A 20157-nucleotide genomic window follows, 5' to 3' on the forward strand; every position below is an offset into this window, starting at 1 on the left:
GCCGCTCAGCGAACCCGGACCGTCGCCTTGGCCCGTTGGCCGGCGGCGTCGATGACGGCGATGTCGGCGAAACCGATGCCATCGGGAATCCAATCCGCCCCCTCCCCGCTCGCGCTGTCCGGAAGCGGCAGGCCATTGACCAGCCAGCGCAGCGGTGGCCGACCGCCCAGAGCCTCCAGCGGCACCGGCACGGGCGCGCCGTCGCGGCCGGGCGTGCGCTCGACCTCCGCGCCATCCGGCGGGAAGGCGATGCGCAGCGGGGCGGCGGCCGCGGCCAGGCTGCCACCAGGCGTCCCCCGATCGAACAGGGCCAGGGCCGGCGGCAGGGCGTGGCCTGGGCCGGCCTCCAGCACCCCGGGTGGCGGCTCGGGCGGCGTGCCCCGGTCGGGCAGCAGGTCCACCAGGCGGAACAGCAGGGGGGCCGCCATGTCGCGGCCGGCGGCGCCGGGCCGGGGCGTGCCGTCCGGCCGCCCCACCCAGACCCCCACCACATGGGTCGGGGTGAAGCCGACCGCCCAAGCATCGCGGAACCCGTAGGACGTGCCCGTCTTGTAGGCGACCCAGCGCTCGCCGACCGCCGCCCGCCCATCCGGCCGGGGCGTGCCCGACAGGATGTCCGCCACGTACCAGGCGGCCACCGCGCCCATCAGCCGCTTGGCCGGCCGTTTGGTCCCCGGCGCCTCCGACGGCGTCAGCACCAGCGGCCGGGCCTGGCCGCCATCGCCCAGGTCAGCGTAGAGATTGGTCAGATCGGCCAGGCTGAGCCCCAGGCCACCCAGCGCCAGGGGCAGGCCGGGGGCTGCGTCCGGCCGGGGCAACATCACCTGCGCCCCCACCTCACGCAAGCGGCCCAGGAAGCGGGCGGGCCCCAGCCGATCCAGCACCTTCACCGCCGGCACGTTCAGCGACTGCTGCAAGGCCTCGCGCACCGTGACCAGGCCATGGAACCCGCCGTCGAAATTGCGCGGCGCGTAGTCGCCGAACACGGTGGGCACATCGTTGATGCGTGTCTCGGGATGCAGCGGCAGCGCCTCGAACCCTAGGCCGTAAAGGAAGGGCTTCAGCGCCGACCCGGGGGAGCGTGGCGCCGCCGCCATGTCCACCTGGCCGAAGGGGCCGGTGAAGCTGCCCCCAACATAGGCGCGCACCTTGCGGCTGCCGATCTCCATCACCAGGACCGCCACCTCCGCCGCCGGCTCCAGCGTATCCTGGGTCCCCCGCACCGTGGCCTCCACCCGCCGCTGCAGGCCGGCGTCCAGCGTGCTGGCGATGACGCTGCCCGGCGGCGCGGCACGGCGCAGACGATCGGCCAGGTGGGGCGCGAGGAACGGCAGCGGCCGGCGGTCCGTCGGCAGCGGCTCCGACATGCCTTCGCGCGCCGCCTGCCGGCTCAGCACACCCTTGGCCGCCATGCGGCGCAACAAGGCGTCGCGCCCGGCCCGGGCCGCCGCCGGTGCCAAATCCGGCCGGCGCTTGGTGGGCGATTGCGGCAGGGTCACCAGCAAAGCCGCCTGCCCGGGGGTCAGCGCCGCCGGCGGCCGGCCGAAATAGGCCAACGATGCCGCCCGCGCGCCTTCCAGATTGCCGCCAAAGGGCGCCAGGGTCAGGTACATGCCCAGGATGTCGGTCTTGGAATAGTGCGCCTCCAGCTGCAGGGCCCGGGCCATCTCCACCAGCTTGGACACCACGGTTCGGGGACGCGGTTCCAGCAGGCGCGCCACCTGCATGGTGAGGGTGGACCCGCCGGAGACGATGCGGCCGTGACGCAAGGCCTGACCCGCCGCCCGCGCCAGGGCCAGCGGATCGACACCGGGATGGTGATAGAAGCGATGGTCCTCATAGGCCAGCAGCATCGCCAAATAGATGGGGTTGGCCTCGGTGGCACTCATGGGCAGCCGCCAGGCGCCGTCCGCAGTGATGAAGGCGCGCAGCACCTCCCCGCCCTCGTCCGTCACCAGGGTGGACCGCTCCTGCCAGCGCCGCAGGTCCGGCGGGAACAGCCGGTCCAGCGCCACGACCAGCAGGGCGAGCGCCAGCACCCCGGCGCCCAGGCGTGTCCCCCAGGGGACGAAGCCCTGGCGGGCCAGCCCCCAGCGGGTCAATCGGGCACGCCATTCCGGCGTCACGGCACGGCGTCCACCACCGTCCGGCCGGCCGCGGTGCGGGCGATGGCCGCCGGGTCGTACATGTCCTGGGTGGAGGCCGGCGGCAGGGCGAACTGCCCCGGGGTCACCGCCCGCACCACATAGGCGAAGCGGAAATTCTGGCTGGGCCCGGTATCCTCGTCCGCTTCTCCACCGCCATCCTCGTCCTCATCCTCGTCCCGGTAGATCCAGGAGGGCTGGCCAGCGTCCAGCACGCCGACGAAGCGGTCGTCGCGCGCCTCCGCCACGGCGGCGCGGCTGAGGTTCTTCAGCCAATCCAACGCCTTCCTGCCCTTCTTGGCCGGGCGCAGCACGCTCTCGATCTCCCACCCCGCCGGCAGGGGATCGACCGTCACCAGGGTGCGCTTCACATGCTGCTGCAGCACACCGGTCAGCACCACCACCAGCCGCGTGTTGCGGGCGACGTGGTCCGTGCCGGCGGGCTTGCCATCCATGGTGTAGACCTCCTTGGTCAGGCTGATGCCCTCCGACACCGGGCCCGGGCTTTCCTTGGGCACGCCGCGCATCTGCACCGTGCGCCAGACGGCGGCCGTACCGCTGTTGACGACGCCGAAGCCGGCGGCCAGCTGTGCCGGCGTGGGGCTGTAGCTGAGCGCGCGGCCGGTGGCGGCCTTGGCATAGCCGGTAGTGGTCAGGGAAATGGGCTGCCCCTTGGCCAGGATGGCCTGCGAGGCCAGCAGCAGCCAGCTTTTCTGATTGGTGTTGTAATACCAGGGCTCCTTCAGGCTCAGCAGCGCGAGGTGCAGTGCCGCCTCCTGCAGGGGGGCGTTTCCCGCCTCGGCCGCCACCGCCAGGGTGGCGGCGGCGTCGCGCAGCGGGCTGCTGTAATAGTCGTGCGAGCCCTGGCCCAAGTGCTTGCGCGCCCGTTCGAACGCCACCTCCGCCCGTGCCTTATCACCGGCGGCCAGCAGGGCGGCCCCCAGCTGGGCGTAGGCCAGCGGGCCGTTGGACAACTGCTCCGCCGTCACATCATGGATGTAGCGCAGGTTGGCCGGGGTGGCGTGGCCGCTCCGGGCCAGCAGGTACTGGCCGTAGACCATCGCCTCGCCGTCCGCCCCCCGCGCGTCCACGCCCCGGTCGGTCGCTTGCGTCACCCAGTCGGCCAGGGACTGCATGGCCACGTCCGGCACGAAATAGCCGGCGGCCCGCGCGCGGGTGAGGAAATCGAACACATACATCTGCAGCCAGGGTCCGCCCAGGCCGTCGCCCGCGGACCACAGCCCGAACTCCCCGGTGCTGTCCTGGCGTTGCAGCAGACGATCGATGGCCGTGTTCACCCGGTTGTCCGGATCCTTGACGTTGCCTTCCAGGCCCAACTGACGCGCCAGATCGCGGAAGGCCACCAGCGGCAAGGCGCGACTGGTGGTCTGCTCGGTGCAGCCATAGGGGTAGAGGTCCAAGTCCTTCATCAGGCCGGGCACGTCGATGCCGGGCAGATTGGAATAGGATAGGGCGACGCTGCCCGTGCCGGGCAAGAACAGGTCCAGCAGGTTGGACGGCAGGGTGTAGGCCTCGCCCGGGGCCTGCTGGCGCTGCTCGGCCATGACGATGGGCGCCTCCGCCGGACGGATGGTAATGGGCCAGGACCGTTCCAGCCTCACCCCGCCCGGCCCCTCAACCGCCAGGGTCAGGCCGCCGATGCCGGCCGGGCCGCCCGCCAGGGCCACCGGCTGCACCACCCGCTGGCCGGATGTCAGCGTGATGGTGCGCTTCGCATCCCCCGCCAGCTTCAGGGCGCCGTCCGCTGTCAGGGTGACGCGGTAGTCGCCCGCCGCCCCTTCCAGGTTGTGCAGCAACAGCGTACCGGCGGCGGTGTCGTTGGGCGCCAGGAAGCGCGGCAGGATGACCTCCGCCACCACGGGATCGCGCACCGTCATGGCGCCTTCGGCCATGCCCATGCGGTCCTTGTCCAGGGCCACCGCCATCAGACGCAAGCTGCCGTTGAAGTCGGGAATATCCAGCGTGACCTTGGCGTGGCCCTTGTCATCCAGCGCCACCAGGCCCGAGAACAGGGCCACGGTGCGGGTGGGTACCACCGGCAGGCCCACCCCGCCGGGTGAACCGCCGTCACCGCCCTGGCGCAGCACGCCGGTCTGCCCTGCCTGGCTTTCCAGAAGGCGGCCGTAATCATCGCGCATCTCCGCCCCCAGCTTGCGCTTGGCGAAGAAATGGGCCAGCGGGTCGGGGCTGCGGAAACGGGTCAGCTGCAGGATGCCCTCATCCACCGCCGCCACGGTGACGTAGGCACCGGCCTTGGCCCCCGCCGCCGTCACCTGTACATCGACCTTCTGCCGGGGACGCAGGGTCTTGGGCGCGTCGATGCTGACCGCCAGCGCCTTGGCCCCGGAATCCACCGGAATCCAGGCCAGGCCCACGGCCCGTACTGGCTGGTGGCCCACATCCTTGTCCGCCGGCCGGATGAAGGAGATGAGGGCGTAGGCGCCGGCCCCCCATTCCGCCTTCACGGGAATGTCCACCGTCACCGGCTCCGCGCCCGTGGCGCGCGTGGCCAGGATGCGGACCTCCTGTCCGGCAATGGCCACCTGCATCTGGCCGGCGAAGGGCGGCTCGATGCGCAGGTGCGCCGTCTCCCCCGCCGCGTAGGCCGCCTTGTCCAGGGCGGAGGGCACCACGTCCGGCGCGTCGGTGCTGGCGCCCGCCATGTACCAGCCGCTGTAGAAGGATTGGGTGGTGACGGCGCCGGTGGCCGGATTCTCCACCAGCAGGCGATATTCGCCCCACTCCAGGCGCTGGCTGATGCGCGCCGGCTTGGCGCCGTCCAGATCCAGCGTGCCGTTGGCCACCGTGCGGTACTGCACGCTGGTCTTGTAGGACCACTGGAAGCCGCTGCGATACCAGGTGTAGTGGCGGTCGGCTTGCGCCAGGACATAGCGCACGCCCTTGGCCGCCTGCGGCACGCCGGCGGCGTCCACCGCCAGGATGTCGAAGTCGGCGCTGCCCCCTTCCCGCACCCGGCGGTTGGCGAACAGGGGCCGGATGCCCACGAAGCCGGCGCGATAGGTGACCGGCAGGGCCATCTGGTCGCGCGTTACCCGCCCGCCCGGCTCCACCACCGCGGCGGTAATGACGGCGTGCAGGGGGGCCGTGGCGGTCCCGGCCTCCGGCACCGGGAATTCCACCGACGCCTTGCCGGCGCCGTCGGTGTGGGTATCGACCGCCGGGGCCGTCTGCGGCTCGAACTTGTCGTCATCGCGGCCGAAGGCGAAGTCGGACCATTTGGCGAAGGGCTTGGGATCGCGTTCCAGCCGCACCTCGCCCCCCACCGGCAGGTCGCCAGCGGCGGCGCCATAGAGGAAGCGCGCCTCCACCGGCATCGTGGCCGGCTGGCCCGCCGCCAGCGCTGGAGTCGCCGGCTTGCCGATGGCGACTTTCAGCCGCTCCGGCACGAAATCCTGCACGTCGAAGGTGCCGCTGCCAACCACCGCATCGCCGCCGGCGACGTATAGGTTGATGGTCCATTCGCCGCGCGGGGCGGCGGCGCTGATGGGAATATCGACCGTGCCGGCGCCGCTGCTCAACTTGGCCGTCAGGTGGGCGGCCTCCACCCCGTCACTGCGGCGGACCACGGCGGCCACCATGTCCACGGCGGCGGTGCGGATCTGGGCGTCGCGCAGCACGAAAGCGGCGTGCACGGTCTCGCCCGGCCGGTAAACGCCGCGCTCGGTATAGACATAGGCGTCCAACGGGCCCGGGTCCGGGCGGCCGTCGGCCCCGCGGGCACTGAAGTCGAAAGCGGCCCGCTCCAGCGACAGGGCCGCGAAGTCGGCCGGCGTGCTGGCGAAGGGGATCAGCGAGGGGCCACCGGCGAAGGCCTCCACCAGCGCCGGACGCGCCCCGCCCTTGCCCCGCAGCAGCCCCATGGGGAAACGGGCGATGCCGTCACCGTCGGTCTTGGCCTCGCCCAAGGTGCCGGAATCGTGCGCCAGCAGCACCACCCGGGCGCCAGCCAGCGGCGTGGCCTTGGCCAGGGAGCGGGCGACGACCGTCAGGCCGTCACCCCCGGTCAACGCCGTCAGCGCCATGTCCGTCTCGACCAGCCAGCGTGCCGCGGTGCGGGCCTCACGCTGGTCATAGGTCGCGTTGTCGCGGTCCTTCGCCAGCTTCTCATCCTCGACCACCAGCAGATAGGCGCCGGGCTGGCGGTCCTTCAGCACCTGGTCCAGGGGGAAGTTGGTGATGGTCCGCTTATTCTGCGCGCCTTTGGTCTCCATGGTGCCGGTCCAGACGGGCCGCACCTTGTCGTTCACCAGGCTTTCCACGCTCCAGCCCGTCGGGTCCTGGTTCAGGGACAGGTTGGCCAGCGCCGTTTCCGGCGCGCGATAGAGGCCCAGCGTCACCCGGGCGATGTTGACGGTCTCCACGGCCACGCCGGCGTTGCCCACGCGCGGCAGGACATAGCCCGTGCCGGCGATGCGCACGCTGCCTGGCAGGTCATGCATCGTCAGGTGGAAGGTGAGGTTCCTGGGCAGGGTGTTGCCATCGGCGGCGGGCAGGCCGGCGCGGACGGTGACCGTGTAGGCCTTGCCCGGCTCCAGCCCGCTGACGCACAGCTGGCGATCATTGGCGGTGACGGCCACGTCCCCCACCGGCTCCACCGCCACGAAGCCGGATAGGTCGCCATGGTTCTCGGCCAGTGCGCCGTTGAACCAGACGCAGGCGCCGGTGGCGTCGGTGTCGCTTTGCGCCAAGTTGCCCGAGGGCGCCAGGGGCCCGGCGGCCAGTGCGGGCGCGCACATAAAAGGGGCGGCCAAGGCCAGGGCGGCGGTGACCAGGCGGGCGGCGAACGCGGCACAGCGTCTCATGCGAGACCCCGGGATATGAGGGGAGGATGCGGACGGCGGAAGTGCCGCGCCGGTCGATCGTTGCGGCGGCTTTGTGGCGGCGTCAAGGCGGATCCGCAATCATAGCGTTCATCGCCATCAGGGTTATGACGCGCAGCCAGCTTGCCATTCCACGGGCCACGATCCGGAACGCGTGAAAGCCCACCTGAGGGGTCACAAAGCGGGCTGGGCGGGTGGAAAGGATGACGGCGGCGGCCTGTCCTAATCCTGGTTTCCCGGGCGGAGTCGCGGTGAGGGCATCCTTGAAAATGCGCATTGTGTCCGGACGGACGATGCCCCACCATCCCGGCCCATAAACTTGTAAATTTAAATAAGGAATTGCCCGGATGTCCGCGCCTGTGCCCCCCCGCACCGCCGACCTGCACCCGTCGCTGGGCGCCAGCCTGTCGGGCACGAACCTGGAGCGGGCGGGGGATCACAACCAGCGGGTCATGCTGCAGGCCATCCGCGTCAGCGGCCCCATCACCCGGGCGGAGCTGGCCACCATCACCGGCCTGACGGCGCCGGCCATCGCCAACATCACCAAGCGCCTGCTGAACGACGGCCTGATCATGGAAGTGGGGCGCCTGCACGGCGCGCGCGGCCAGCCGGCCATGCGCCTGGCCATCAACCCCGACGGCTGCTATTCCATTGGCGTCAATATCGACCGCGACCATGTTACCGTGCTGGTGCTGGACCTTCTGGGCCAGGTGCGCCATCGCGCCACCCTGGACGTGGAATTTCCCCTGCCCGACACCGTGACCGCCTTTTTCAAGGAACAGGTGGACGCCCTGCAGGCTGGCGGCACCTTCCCGCAGGACCGCATCGTCGGCATCGGGGTCGCCATGCCCGACGACCTGGGGCGGGTGAACCTGCCCAACCGCCCCGCCAGCTATGAAGCCTGGAACACCGTCAACGTCGCCCGGCTGTTCTCCGCCATCCTGCCCCTGCCGGTGTTCCTGGAGAACGACGCGGCGGCGGCGGCCCTGGGTGAACTGCAGTTCGGGCACGGTCTGCGCGATCCCAGCTTCTTCTACATCCTGATCAGCCGGGGCCTGGGGGGTGGCATGGTCATTGATGGACAATATTTCCGCGGCGCCCAGGGCCGCAGCGGTGAGATCGGCTTCCTGCCGGTCTCCTCCCCCCGCACGCCGGCGACCTCCTTGCAGGAGGCGGTGTCGCTGTCGGCCCTGTTCGGCTTCCTCAAGGCCAACGGCTATCCGCTGTGCCAGCCGGACGAACTGGCCGGCCTGGACGCCGCCGGGCAGGCTCTGGTCGCGCAGTGGCTGGACCTAGCGGCGGAATTGCTGACCGTGCCCATCATCGCCGTCAGCTGCCTGGTGAACCCGGAAGCCGTCTTCCTGGGCGGGCGCCTGCCCACCGCCCAGCTGGACCGTCTGGCCCAGCTGATCACCGAGCGGCTGCAGGCCCATGCCGGCACCATCCCGGTCATTGCCCCGGTCTACCGGGCCGCCACCGCCATGGACGCGCCGGCGGTGGGGGCCGCCATCCTGCCCTTCAACGACCGCCTGCTGCCGTCGCGCACCGCCCTGATGAAAACGGCCGCCGCCTGATGGGCCCTCGCGGGGCAGCTCTGAACCATCTAAAAGATTAATATTTCAATTTTAATTTTTAACGAACCGCTTTATGGTCCGCCTCGGTGGCCGGCCGTAACGATTGCCTCGTGCGGGACAACGGCAAAAGAGAATAAAAGGCCCACATACCAAGGGTGTTCGCATGCCGTCAGCAGCTCTCCTCGACGCCGCCGCCGTGCGCGGCCAGCTTAAGGCCTGGCTGGTGGAGCAGGCCTACCCCCTGTGGTGGGAGGTGGGGGCGGACCGGGTGAACGGCGGCTTCCATGAGAAGCTGGGGCTGGACGGCAAGCCGACCAACGACGCCCGCCGCGCCCGGGTGCAGGCCCGCCAGGTCTATTCCTATTCCGTCGCCGCCAAGTCCGGCTGGAACGGCCCGGTGCGCGAGGCGGCGGAGCACGGCCTGACCTTCTTCCTCAACCATTACCGCCGGCCCGACGGCCTGTTCCGCACCAAGGTGGCGCCGGACGGCACCGCCCTGGACGACACCGTGGTGCTGTACGACCAGGCCTTCGCCCTGTTCGCGCTCGCCGCCGCGCAGAGCGCCACGCCGGAGAACCGCAGGGCGGAGGAGATGGCCGTGGCCTTGCGCCAGCGGCTGCTGGACACCCTGCACCACGCCCAAGGCGGGTTCGAGGAGAGCCATCCCCGCACCCTGCCGCTGCTGTCCAACCCGCACATGCACATGCTGGAGGCGTCGCTGGCCTGGATGGAGCAGGGCGGCGACAGCGGCTGGCGCGACCTGGCGGAAGAGATCGTGGGCCTGGCGCTCACCCGCTTCATCGACGACGACATGGGCGGGCTGAAGGAGTTCTTCGACGGCGACTGGCGGCCCCAGGCCGGCACGCCCGGCCGCATCGTCGAGCCGGGACACCAGTTCGAATGGTCGTGGCTGATGCTGCGCTGGGCCGCCCTGACCGGCAACAAGGCGGCGTCCGACGCCGCCTGGCGCATGATCGCCGTGGGCGAGGGGCCGGGCGTGGACCCGGCGCGCGAGGTGGCCATGAACGCCCTGCTGGACGACCTGACCCCCCACGACCCCGTCGCCCGCCTGTGGCCGCAGACGGAACGCATCAAGTGCGCCGTGCTGGCCGCCCTGGCCACCCGCGACGACGCCGACCGCAGCGACACCTATTGGACCATGGCCGCCAACGGCGGGCGCGGCCTGATGAAATACTTCGACACGCCGGTGAAGGGCCTGTGGCGCGACCGCCTGAACCCGGACGGCACCTTCGTCGAAGAGGCCGCCCCCGCCAGCAGCTTCTACCACATCGTCTGCGCCATCCAGGAACTGGACCAGGCGCTGGGCACGGCGGGCTATCCCGGTTGATCCCGGCCCAGCACCGCATTAGCCTCGCCGCACAAGCAATAACTGGGGCAGTGACAATGCGGCATTTGATCGTCCTGATGGGGCTGCTGACGGCCACGCCCGCCCTGGCGGCGGTGGAGCGGGTGGAGATCACGGAGCGCACGGTGCTGGCCGATGGCATCCCCTTCGGCACCGTGGGCCCCTACGAGAAGATCCGGGGCACGGCCTGGATCGCGCTGGACCCCGCCCTGCCGGCCAACGCGCGCATCACCGACCTGGGCCTGGCGCCCAAGGACGGCCACGGCCATGTCGTCTTCGCCACCGACTTCCTGATGCTGCGCCCCACCAACGCGGCCGGCCGCAACGGCGCCCTGTTCTATGACGTCAACAACCGGGGCGGCATCGCGGCCCTGGGTCAGGTCAATGGTCACGGTCCGGCGCACAACGACCCCACCACCCTGGCCGACACCGGCAACGGTTTTTTCTTCAAGCGCGGCTATACCCTGCTGTGGTCCGCCTGGACCTGGGACGTGCAGCCGGGCGGCCCCGGTGACAAGCCCTTCATCCTGAAGCCGCCCGTGGCGCGGGAGAAGGACGGCAAGCCCATCCTGGGCAAGGCGGCCTATGAGTTCATCGTCGATAAACCGGCCGAGGCCGCAGCTTACGTCGGCATGAAGGGCGTCCCCTACCCCTTCGCCACCGAAGGCGCCCCCGACGCCGTGCTGACCGAGCGGGACGCACCGGACGCGCCGCGTCATCCCATCGCGCGCAGCGCCTGGACCTTCGTGGACAACCCCGATGGCGGCCTGCCGGTGGAGGTGCGCATGAAGGGCGGCTTCCAGACCGGCAAAATCTATGAGGTGGTCGTCCCCTCCCGTGATCCCTACGTGGTGGGCGTGGGCTTGGCCGGTATCCGCGACCTGCTGTCCTTCTTCAAGACCCAGCCCTTCGGCGGGCAGCAGCCGCTGGACCGCGCCCTGATCTTCGGCATCTCGCAGTCCGGGCGCGTCATCGATACCATGCTGTACAATGGCTGGAACCGGGATGAGGAAGGCCGCCCAGCCTTCGACGGCGCCTATGCCCAGGTGCCCGGCGCCGGCAAGGGTGCCTTCAACCAGCGCTTCGGCATGGCCACCCGCCACTTCAGCCCGCTGGTGGAGCAGATCTACTTCTCCGACGCCTTCCCCTTCACCACCACGCCCTCCACCGACCCGGTGACGAAACAGACCGGGTCCCTGCTGGACGGCGCGCGGGCGGCAGGGCCGCTGCCCAAGATGATCTTCGCCAACACCTCGGCGGAGTACTGGAACCGCTCCGCCTCCCTGCTGCACATCACGCCGGACGGCGAGGCGGACGCCGCCATCGACCCGTCCGCCCGCATCTACCTGCTGGCGGGGTCGCAGCATTACGTCGGCCGCAGCCATGAGCGCTGGCCATACACCGCCTGCGTCAACACCACCAACCATTATCCGGTGGAGCGCGCACTGGTGGTGGCGCTGGACAACTGGGTGCAGGGCAAGGCGGCGCCGCCGGACAGTGCCGTGCCCACGCTGGCGGACGGCACCCTGATCAGCGCCGACGCCTACAAGGCCGCCTTCGCCAAGGTGCCCGGCCTCACCCCGCCGCTCAGCCCCCTGATGCCGCCGCGCCTGGATTTCGGTCCGCGCTATACGCAGGGCATCGCCGATACCGTGCCCCCGGCGCGGGGCCAGCCCTATCCCACCCGCGTGCCCGCGCCCGACGCCGACGGCAACGATCGGGGCGGCATCCGACAGGTGGAGCTGGAAGTGCCGCTGGGTACGCACACCGGCTGGAACCTGCGGGCGCCGGAGACCGGCTTCGGCGCCTACCAGGGCCGTTTCGATGGGTCTTTCGTGCCCTTCGCCCGCACGGAGGCGGAGCGCGCGGCCGCCCAGGATCCTCGGCCGTCGCTGGCCGCCCGCTATTCCACCCGCCAGGATTTCCTGGACAAGGCGAAGGCCGCCATCGCCCGCGAGGTCGCCGCCGGCTGGGTGCTGGCGGAGGAGGCGGACAGTCTGCTGGCCGACCAGGGTGCGCTGTACGACCGCGTCATGGCCCACGACCCGGCCGATGCCGGCTGCGGCTATCTCTTTCCCGGCTGAGCCGCACCTGGTCGCGACGTGAGCGCCCGGTGGGAAAAATCGCTTCGCCGAGCGCAACGCTCATTCCCGGAATAATCTAGGGATTCCAATATCCCTACCCGGATATGGTGGAAAATTGCCGCTGTTCACCGGGAAGGGATATCCATGTCGATGACCGCCAAGACCAATTGGCCCCACATCGAGGCGGCGCTGGACCAGCTGCTGGATTTGCCCACGAGCAGCCGCTCGGCCGCCCTATTGCGTCTGGCCGGCGATGACGCCATCGTCCTGGCTGAATTGCGCACCCTGCTGGCGCAGGCAGAGCGGGATGAAACGTGGCTGGACCGGCCCGCCGCCCTTGGCCCTGCCGACGGCATCGCACCGCCTCCCTTTAATGGACTGTCGCCGGGCCAGAGGGTCGGCGCGTATCGCATCATCGGCGTCATCGGCCGGGGCGGCATGGGGGAGGTCTATCGCGCGGAACGGGCCGACGGCCATTTCGAGCAGCAGGTGGCCCTGAAGCTCATCCGGCGGGATGCCATCGACCATATCGACCGCTTCCAGGCGGAGCGGCAGATCCTCGCCACCCTGGACCACCCGGCCATCACCCGCATCCTGGACGGCGGACTGCATGACGGCCAGCCCTACATGGTCATGGAACTGGTGGAGGGGCAGTCCATCACCGCCTGGTCCCGCGATTGCGGGATCGGGCTGGACGGCCGGCTCACGCTGTTCCTGGCTGTCTGCGACGCGGTGGCCTACGCCCACCGCAACCTGATCGTCCATCGCGACCTGAAGCCCGGCAACGTGCTGGTGACGCCCCAGGGGCAGGTGAAGCTGCTGGATTTCGGTATCGCCAAGCATATCGTCACCGGTGACGGTGGCAGCCCCGAGACCCTGCTGGCGCCCCTCACCCCCGGCTATGCCGCGCCGGAGCAGCTTCTGGGCGGCCCGGTCAGCACGGCCACCGACGCCTATGCGCTGGGCATGCTGCTTTACGAATTGCTGGCGGGCTCGCGGCCCTGGACGCTGGAAGGCATGCCCCTGGCGTTGGCCGTCCGCGCCGCCTTACAGGAGGTGCCGCCGCCCCTGTCCCAGTTCGCCGCACGGTCCGATGGCGCCCCGCCAGTCCCCGTGAAGGATCTGACGGGCGACCTGGACGCCATCGTCGCCAAGGCCCTGCGCAAGGAGCCCAGCCAGCGTTACCAGACCGTCGACGAGCTGACCCGCGACATCCAGCGCATGCGCCAGGGGCGGCCGGTCTCCGCGCGCACCGGATCCCGGCTGTATGTCATGGGCCGCTTCGTTAAGCGCCATCGGCTACCCATGGCGGCGGCCGGCCTGCTCACCCTGGCCATCCTGGGGGGCCTGGGCGGTGTCACTTGGCAATATTTGCGAGCGCAACAGCAGGCCAATCGCGCCGAAACCATCAAGAATTTCGTGTTGAGCCTGTACAGCGGCCGCGATCCCGGTTTCCCCAAGGACAAGAACCGCCGCGACGTGACGGCGGAAAAGCTGCTGGACCTGGGCGCCGACCGCATCGGTCGCGAGTTCGCGGGCGATCCCGAACTTGAGCTCGAATTGTACACGTTGACGACCCAGCTCTACGAGGCTTTGGATGACCGCGACCGGGCGGCGCAAATAATCGAGAAAAAGGTCGCCGCCGCCCGCGAGGCGTATGGTGAGGCGACCCCCATCGTCATCGACGCCATGCTGGCCCAATGTGCGGACGCATGGCGAGCCGGCGACCTGGCCTCCGCGCAACGGCTTTTGGACAAGACGGACGTCCTGCTCCGCGCCGCGGGCAAGAGCGCAGAGGACATCCGCCCGCGCTGGTGGCTGAACAAGGCGCAGATGTTGTCCAAGCAGGAAGCCGGCAGCGCCGCGCACCTAGCCGCCCTGGATGAGACACTGAAATCCTTCGAACGCTACGCGCCCGACCATTTGTTCCATGTGACAGCGTTGCAGGCGGCGGGACTGGCGCAGGCACAGGTCGGGAATTTCGAAAAGTCCGCGGCCCTGTTCCAGCAAGCCCTGGACCATTTCAGTGCCCTGCCGGCCACCGAGCAAGACAACGACACCCTGATCACCTTGCTCTATAACCAAGTCAGCGTGTTGCAGCGCACCGGGCGTCTCGATGACGCGCGCAAGAACCTGGAAAGGGTGTCGGCTTTGGCCTTGGAATCCCAGGGCGTCTCCGCGCCCTATTGGATGAGTCTCGCGCAGCTGGCCCGGATGCTGGAGCTGCGGGGGTCGCGGGCCGAGGCCATGGCACAATTCGCCAAGATGCTGGAGGTGTTGCCCAGCAACCCGCCGTCGCCGGCGGACTATTCCAACATCGCCCGGCTCATCCATGCCGAACGCTTCATCGTTGAAGGTGTGGCGGCCGAGGCTCTTCCCTTTCTGGAAGAGTTTGAAGCACGCCTGATGACGACCGGCGGCCTGGGCGCCACGGCGCGGCGGGTCCATGCCCTGCTGGGGCAGGCCTATGATCAGCTGGGCCGGGCCGGGCAGGCGCGGGGCGAGTTCCAGAAGGCCCTCGACGCCTACGCCGCCACCCCCGCCAATCCAGAGGCGCAGGATTTGCGCGGCCGGTGGGGCTGGTTCCTGCTGGACCAGGGTGATCCCGGCGCCGCTGGGGTTTTCGACGGGATCGTGGCCGAAGCGGACCCGATGGCCACGGTCTCCATCGCGCCAACGCTGGCCTGGGCCGGCCGGGCCCGCCTGGCGTTGGCTTCGGACGATATCGCGGCGGCGAAGGCCGCGGTGGACCAGGGATTCACCGCCTATCAGCAAATCCGTGCCCTGCACGACGTGCGCATCCACACCACCTTGTTGCTGACCCGCAGCGCGGTGCGCCTTGCCGCCGGCGACAAGGCAGGGGCTCGGCAGGACGCGGCTCTGGCGCTGGCCGACGCCCAGCGGACCGACGCACCGGACAGCCCCGCCATCCGCCAGGCGCGCAACGCCGTGATCGCGGCCGGGGCGTGAGGGGGAGCGAATGCCTATGGACATGTCGACGAACGCGACCCAGGACTGGGAACACATAGAGGCGGCCCTGGACCATCTGCTGGACCTCCCCGCAACCGAGCGGCCGATGGCCCTGCTGCATCTGACCGGGGGCGACGCCGGGCTGCTGGCTAAGTTGGAACGACTGCTGGACCAGATGGTCCGTGACGAGACCTGGCTGGACCGGCCCGCGCTTGAGGGTCCGGGTCACTTCGACCCACCCGGGACGGCCCCGGCCGTGCCTTTCGCCAGCCTGGCGCCGGGCCAGCGCGTCGGCGCCTATCGCATCATCGGCGTCATCGGCCGGGGCGGCATGGGGGAGGTCTATCGCGCGGAACGCGCCGACGGCCATTTCGAGCAGCAGGTGGCCCTGAAGCTCATCCGGCGGGATGCCATCGACCATATCGACCGCTTCCAGGCGGAACGGCAGATCCTCGCCACCCTGGACCACCCGGCCATCACCCGCATCCTGGACGGCGGGCTGCATGACGGCCAGCCCTACATGGTCATGGAACTGGTGGAGGGCCAGCCCATCACCGCCTGGTGCCGCGATCGCGGGATCGGGCTGGACGGCCGGCTCACGCTGTTCCTGGCTGTCTGCGACGCGGTGGCCTACGCCCACCGCAACCTGATCGTCCACCGGGACCTGAAGCCCGGCAACGTCTTGGTGACGCCCCAGGGGCAGGTGAAGCTGCTGGATTTCGGCATCGCCAAGCGCATCGTCAGCGGCGAGGAAGGCAGCCCCGAGACCCTGTTGGCGCCCCTCACCCCCGGCTATGCCGCGCCGGAGCAGCTTCTGGGCGGCCCGGTCAGCACGGCCACCGACGCCTACGCCCTGGGCATGCTGCTCTATGAGTTGCTGGCCGGCGCTCGGCCCTGGACGCTGGAGGGCATGCCCCTGGCGCTGGCCGTCCGCGCCGCCTTGCAGGAGGTGCCGCCGCCCCTGTCCCAGTTCGCCGCGCGGTCCGATGGCGCCCCGCCGGTGCCAGTGAGGAAGTTGGCAGGGGACCTGGACGCCATCGTCGCGAAGGCCCTGCGCAAGGAGCCGGGCCAGCGGTACGGGACCGTCGACGCCCTGGCACGGGATGTGGAGCGCATGCGCGACGGCCTGCCCGTCACCGCCCGGTCGGGGTCTCGGCGCTATGTCTTAGGGCGCCTCATGAAACGTCATCGCCTGCCCCTGGCCGCCGCCGGCTTGCTGGCCCTGGTCGTCCTGGGCGGCTTGGGCGGCGTCACCTGGCAGTATTTGCGGGCGCAAAAGGCCGTAACCCGGGCGGAAACCATCAAGGCCTTCGTGCTCAGCCTCTATGCCGGCCACGACCCCGGCTTCCCCAAGGACAAGCAGCGCCGCGACGTCACGGCGGAAAAGCTGCTGGACCTGGGTGTCGATCGGATTGAACGGGAATTCGCCAAGGACCCGGAACTGGCGTTGGAACTCTATGGCATCACCAGCGACCTCTATACCGCGCTGAGCGATCCGGAGCGCACCGCGCAGGTTGTGGAAAAGCGGGCCACGCTAGCGCGCAGGGTCTATGGCGAGAGCCACCCCTTGGTCATCGAGATGATGCTGCGGCAGACGTGGAACGCCATCATGGCCGGCGACCTGCCCCAGGCAAACGACCTGCTGGCCAAGACGGATACTCTGCTCCGTACGTCCGCTCAGGATAAATCCGCGGTGCGTGCCTACTGGCTGCTATGCAAGGCGGAGGCGCTGCATGGCGCCCCCGGCACCGTCGCGGTCCGACGTGGATATGTCGACCAAGCGGTGGCCCTTTACGAACAGCACGCGCCGGACCACCCCTTCTATCCCTCGGCGCTGCAGAGCGCCGCTATTCTGCACAAACGGATGGGCGACTATGCCGGCGCCATCGCCCTATACGACAAGGCCCTGGCACGCTTCAGCCAGAGCGGCGACAACGTCACCCTGGTCTATATCCTGATCAACCGGGCCAACGCCCTGGAACCTGCGGGCCGGCTGGACGAGGCCCAACAGAGCTATGAGCGGGCCGCTGCGGTGGCGCTGGAGACCGTGGGGCAAGGCGGCATCTACTGGACCGCCCAAGCTCGCTTGGCCACGCTGCTGCACCGGGAAGGACGGCGGGATGAAGCCATGGCCCTGTTCGAAAGCCTGACCAAGGTGGTGCCACGGGAGGCGAGCGCCGATCAGCTGCCGGAGATGGTGTGGCAGGCCTATGCCGAGGCCCTGACCAATGAGGGCCGTGCCGACCAGGCCATTCCTATCCTGGAGCGCTTGCGCGCCATTTTCGAGAAGCGCCGGACCGATGAGAGCATGCTGCGCATGCTGTGCTCCCAGTTGGGCAGGGCCTACGGCCTGGTTGGGCGCGCCAGCGAGGCCCGGGAACTGCTGACCCGGGCCGCCGCCGACTTTGCGGAGGCGGAACCCGGCAGCTTCGAGTTGCTTGAGGCGGAAGGCCGACTGGGCTGGTTCCTGCTACAGGACGGCGACCAGGACGGCGCCAGCCGGGCCTTCGATGCCATCCTGGCGTTGCAGGGGCGGGTGCAGCCGGCTTCGCCCAACGTGGCCTTGGCCTGGGCCGGCCGCGCCGTCCTGGCCTTGAGGTCGGGGGACAAGGCGGCGGCAATGTCGGATACGGAGCGAGCGTTCGCGGCCTACGATGAGGTGAAGGCCTTACACAATATCCGCATCCACACCAGCCTGCTGCTGACCCGCAGCGCGGTGCGCCTGGCCGCGGGCGACCGGGCGGGCGCCGCACGAGACGCGGCCACGGCGCTGGCTGACGCCCAACGCACCGACACGCCGGACAGCCCGCTCATCCGCCAGGCCCGCGATGCGGTGGCCGCCGCCGAGGAGAAGAACCAGGCCCATTAAAAAATTTATATGCCCCCTGTCCGGTTTGATCCGGCCGCCGGGTTTTCCTTCGGGTGAGTTATCCCGCCGAACAGAGTGCCCAGCAAAGGAACCTCGGCGCCACCTGGAAGGAAGTCCCGGACATGTCGTATCCCGCCCTTCAGACCGATTATCCAGCGGCCGCCTTGAGCCTGCCCCATCCCTTTCCCGCCGACGGAGGCGCCGACGATGCCGCGGACCTGTCCGTCAGCGACAGCGCCGGCCTCGGGGGCCACAAGACCAGCGGCCAGATCGCCCAACTGGCGCGGCGCTTTCATCTGCCGGCAGGCCCCCGCCTGTCGGTCGATTGCCGTCATGCCGACGCCAGCCTCAGCGTCACGCGCCTGCACTCGCCGGCTGACGATCACCGTCCCACCCTGCCGTTCGATCCGGAGGACACCTTCCTCGTCCTGCTGCAACTGGCCCCCCTGCCCCACCACCGCGCCTGGCGGGAGGGACGGGAGGCGCCCGTCAACGCCTATGCCGCCGGCGGGGTCTCCATCGTACACCTGGAACAGCGGCCGCGCTGGCTGATGACCACCGCCTTCGACATGCTGGCGATCTGCGTGCCCCGGGCGGCGCTGAACGAGCTGTCCCGGCGTTATGACGCCCGGCTCATCTCGACCCTCGCCTGCCCCGGCGGCAAGGTGGACGAGGACGCCTTGCGCCTGGGTGCTTGTCTGCTGCCCGCCCTTGAGCACGGTGCCGGCGGGGCGTTCTTCGTGGAACACGTCATCCTCGCGCTCTGCACCCACATCGCCCAGCGCTATGGTGGATTGGAACACCAGGTCCGCGCGCGGGGCGGCCTCAGCCCACGCCAGGAACGGCTGGCCAAGGAAATGCTGCTGGCCTCCGTTCAGGATGGACGGTCCTTGCGGGAAATCGCAACGGGGTTGGGCCTATCCCCGGGCTATTTCCTGCAGGCCTTCCGCCAGTCGGTGGGGGAGACGCCGCATCGCTGGCTGACGGCCTGCCGGCTGGAACATGCCAAGCGCCTGCTGGCGGAATCCACGATGCCCTTGGTGGAGATCGCCATGGTCTGCGGCTTCAGTGACCAGTCCCACCTCACCCGCGTCTTCACCCAGCATGTCGGCAAGCCGCCGGGGGCGTGGCGACGGGGTCTGCGGTAGGATAGGGGGATCAAGGGGCCGGCTTGACCAAACGGGGGTCTGCCATCGGAAGGGGCGCGGATGTTGGTGCACCGCGGTAGAGTGTGGCTATGCTAGCCCTGTGGCGGCCGTCCGCCGCACCCCACGCCACCGCCGCCCCGCCCGCCCCATGTCCCCCGCCCGCCCCATGTCCGACACCCTCCAGGATTTGATCGTCCCCAGCGATGATCCAGAAGTCGTCCGCACGGCCGACGCCCTGCTGCCGCTGTTCTATGAGGACCTGCATCGCCTGGCACGACGGGAACGGCGGCGCCTGCCGGCCAGCGACACCTTGCAGACCACGGCCTTGATCCATGAGGCCTACCTGAAGCTGCGCGGGACCGCCGGCTTCAACGACCATAGCCACTTCCTGCGCGCCTCCGCCCTGGCCATGCGCCATGTCTTGGTGAACCGCGCCCGCGACCGCTTAGCCGCCAAGCGGGGCGGCGGGGCCGCGGCCCTGCCCCTGGACGATGACCTGCTGGCGCACGGGTCTGCCGAGAGTGACGCCCGCATCCTGGAAGTGAATGACGCCCTGGGCCGTCTGGCCTCCCTGAACCTGCGCCTGGCGCGGGTGGTGGAATGCCGCTTCTTCGCCGGCTATAGCGAACTGGAAACCGCCCAAGCCCTGGGCATCACCGACCGCACTGTGCGGCGCGACTGGACCAAGGCCCGCGCATGGCTGCTGCACACCCTGTCCATGGATGCCGGGCGGTCCATGGATGCCGAAGGGGGCGCCGGCCATGGCGACAAGGCCCGGTTGGAACCGGCCTGAGCGCCGCCAGCCGGTTTCCTGTTCCGATGCGATCGCCCGGGGCCAAAAAAGCAAAACCCCCGCCTGCGCAATGCGGGCGGGGGTTTTGGGATTTGGTTGCGGGGGCAGGATTTGAACCTGCGGCCTTCAGGTTATGAGCCTGACGAGCTACCGGGCTGCTCCACCCCGCGGGAATGGGTGCTGGGGGAGGCGGGCATTGCGATGAGGGTCTGTTGAGCGGCAGGGCGGCTTGGGCGCGATGTGTGCGACTGATAGACCTGGCGGCGACCTACTCTCCCACGTCTTAAGACGCAGTACCATTGGCGCTGGGGGTTTTCACGGCCGAGTTCGGGATGGGATCGGGTGTA

General features: G+C 69.8%; 9 protein-coding genes, 1 tRNA gene and 1 rRNA gene. 7 read left to right on the plus strand and 4 right to left on the minus strand.

Annotated elements, in window-relative coordinates:
* Positions 1-5 precede the first annotated feature (5 nt).
* Complete coding sequence (pbpC, locus tag FBZ87_RS07910; protein ID WP_246134288.1) at positions 6-2102, minus strand: penicillin-binding protein 1C; 2097 nt, start codon at positions 2100-2102, stop codon at positions 6-8.
* A gap of 20 nt (positions 2103-2122) precedes the next feature.
* Positions 2123-6988, minus strand: coding sequence for an alpha-2-macroglobulin family protein (locus tag FBZ87_RS07915; RefSeq protein ID WP_145609741.1), 4866 nt, complete (start codon positions 6986-6988; stop codon positions 2123-2125).
* Between the two features lie 365 nt (positions 6989-7353).
* Between FBZ87_RS07915 and FBZ87_RS07920 the strand changes: the two genes are divergently transcribed.
* The 7 genes from FBZ87_RS07920 to FBZ87_RS07950 all read left to right on the plus strand — a co-directional run bounded on the left by FBZ87_RS07920 (position 7354) and on the right by FBZ87_RS07950 (position 19810).
* The gene (locus FBZ87_RS07920) at positions 7354-8580 is read left to right on the plus strand and encodes an ROK family transcriptional regulator (protein ID WP_145609742.1); all 1227 of its coding nucleotides are present in this window, start codon (positions 7354-7356) and stop codon (positions 8578-8580) included.
* 163 nt (positions 8581-8743) lie between these two features.
* Positions 8744-9928, plus strand: coding sequence for an AGE family epimerase/isomerase (locus FBZ87_RS07925; protein WP_145609743.1), 1185 nt, complete (start codon positions 8744-8746; stop codon positions 9926-9928).
* A gap of 56 nt (positions 9929-9984) precedes the next feature.
* Complete coding sequence (locus tag FBZ87_RS07930) at positions 9985-12030, plus strand: alpha/beta hydrolase domain-containing protein (RefSeq protein WP_145609744.1); 2046 nt, start codon at positions 9985-9987, stop codon at positions 12028-12030.
* 144 nt (positions 12031-12174) lie between these two features.
* Complete coding sequence (locus tag FBZ87_RS07935) at positions 12175-15000, plus strand: serine/threonine-protein kinase (protein ID WP_145609745.1); 2826 nt, start codon at positions 12175-12177, stop codon at positions 14998-15000.
* Between the two features lie 16 nt (positions 15001-15016).
* A complete protein-coding gene (locus FBZ87_RS07940) occupies positions 15017-17869 on the plus strand; it encodes a protein kinase domain-containing protein (RefSeq protein ID WP_186454638.1) in 2853 nt (950 codons plus the stop codon).
* A 122-nt stretch (positions 17870-17991) separates the two neighbouring features.
* Positions 17992-19017, plus strand: coding sequence for a helix-turn-helix transcriptional regulator (locus tag FBZ87_RS07945; RefSeq protein ID WP_145609747.1), 1026 nt, complete (start codon positions 17992-17994; stop codon positions 19015-19017).
* 166 nt (positions 19018-19183) lie between these two features.
* A complete protein-coding gene (locus FBZ87_RS07950; protein ID WP_145609748.1) occupies positions 19184-19810 on the plus strand; it encodes an ECF-type sigma factor in 627 nt (208 codons plus the stop codon).
* 93 nt (positions 19811-19903) lie between these two features.
* Here FBZ87_RS07950 and FBZ87_RS07955 read toward each other — a convergent pair.
* Together FBZ87_RS07955 and rrf are read right to left on the minus strand one after the other, a co-directional pair.
* Positions 19904-19980: transfer RNA gene (locus FBZ87_RS07955), tRNA-Met, on the minus strand.
* Positions 19981-20065: 85 nt separating this feature from the next.
* Positions 20066-20157, minus strand: a 5S ribosomal RNA gene (gene rrf / locus FBZ87_RS07960); the annotation flags it as partial.

Origin of the sequence: Nitrospirillum amazonense, from assembly GCF_007828035.1 — a bacterium.
Classification (GTDB): domain Bacteria; phylum Pseudomonadota; class Alphaproteobacteria; order Azospirillales; family Azospirillaceae; genus Nitrospirillum; species Nitrospirillum amazonense.

Bases quoted from the DNA above. Each gene is read 5' to 3' on its own strand.
- FBZ87_RS07915 (WP_145609741.1), bottom strand. From the start codon at position 6,988: ATGAGACGCTGTGCCGCGTTCGCCGCCCGCCTGGTCACCGCCGCCCTG.
- FBZ87_RS07920 (WP_145609742.1), top strand. From the start codon at position 7,354: ATGTCCGCGCCTGTGCCCCCCCGCACCGCCGACCTGCACCCGTCGCTG.
- FBZ87_RS07925 (WP_145609743.1), top strand. From the start codon at position 8,744: ATGCCGTCAGCAGCTCTCCTCGACGCCGCCGCCGTGCGCGGCCAGCTT.
- FBZ87_RS07930 (WP_145609744.1), top strand. From the start codon at position 9,985: ATGCGGCATTTGATCGTCCTGATGGGGCTGCTGACGGCCACGCCCGCC.
- FBZ87_RS07935 (WP_145609745.1), top strand. From the start codon at position 12,175: ATGTCGATGACCGCCAAGACCAATTGGCCCCACATCGAGGCGGCGCTG.
- FBZ87_RS07940 (WP_186454638.1), top strand. From the start codon at position 15,017: ATGGACATGTCGACGAACGCGACCCAGGACTGGGAACACATAGAGGCG.
- FBZ87_RS07945 (WP_145609747.1), top strand. From the start codon at position 17,992: ATGTCGTATCCCGCCCTTCAGACCGATTATCCAGCGGCCGCCTTGAGC.
- FBZ87_RS07950 (WP_145609748.1), top strand. From the start codon at position 19,184: ATGTCCGACACCCTCCAGGATTTGATCGTCCCCAGCGATGATCCAGAA.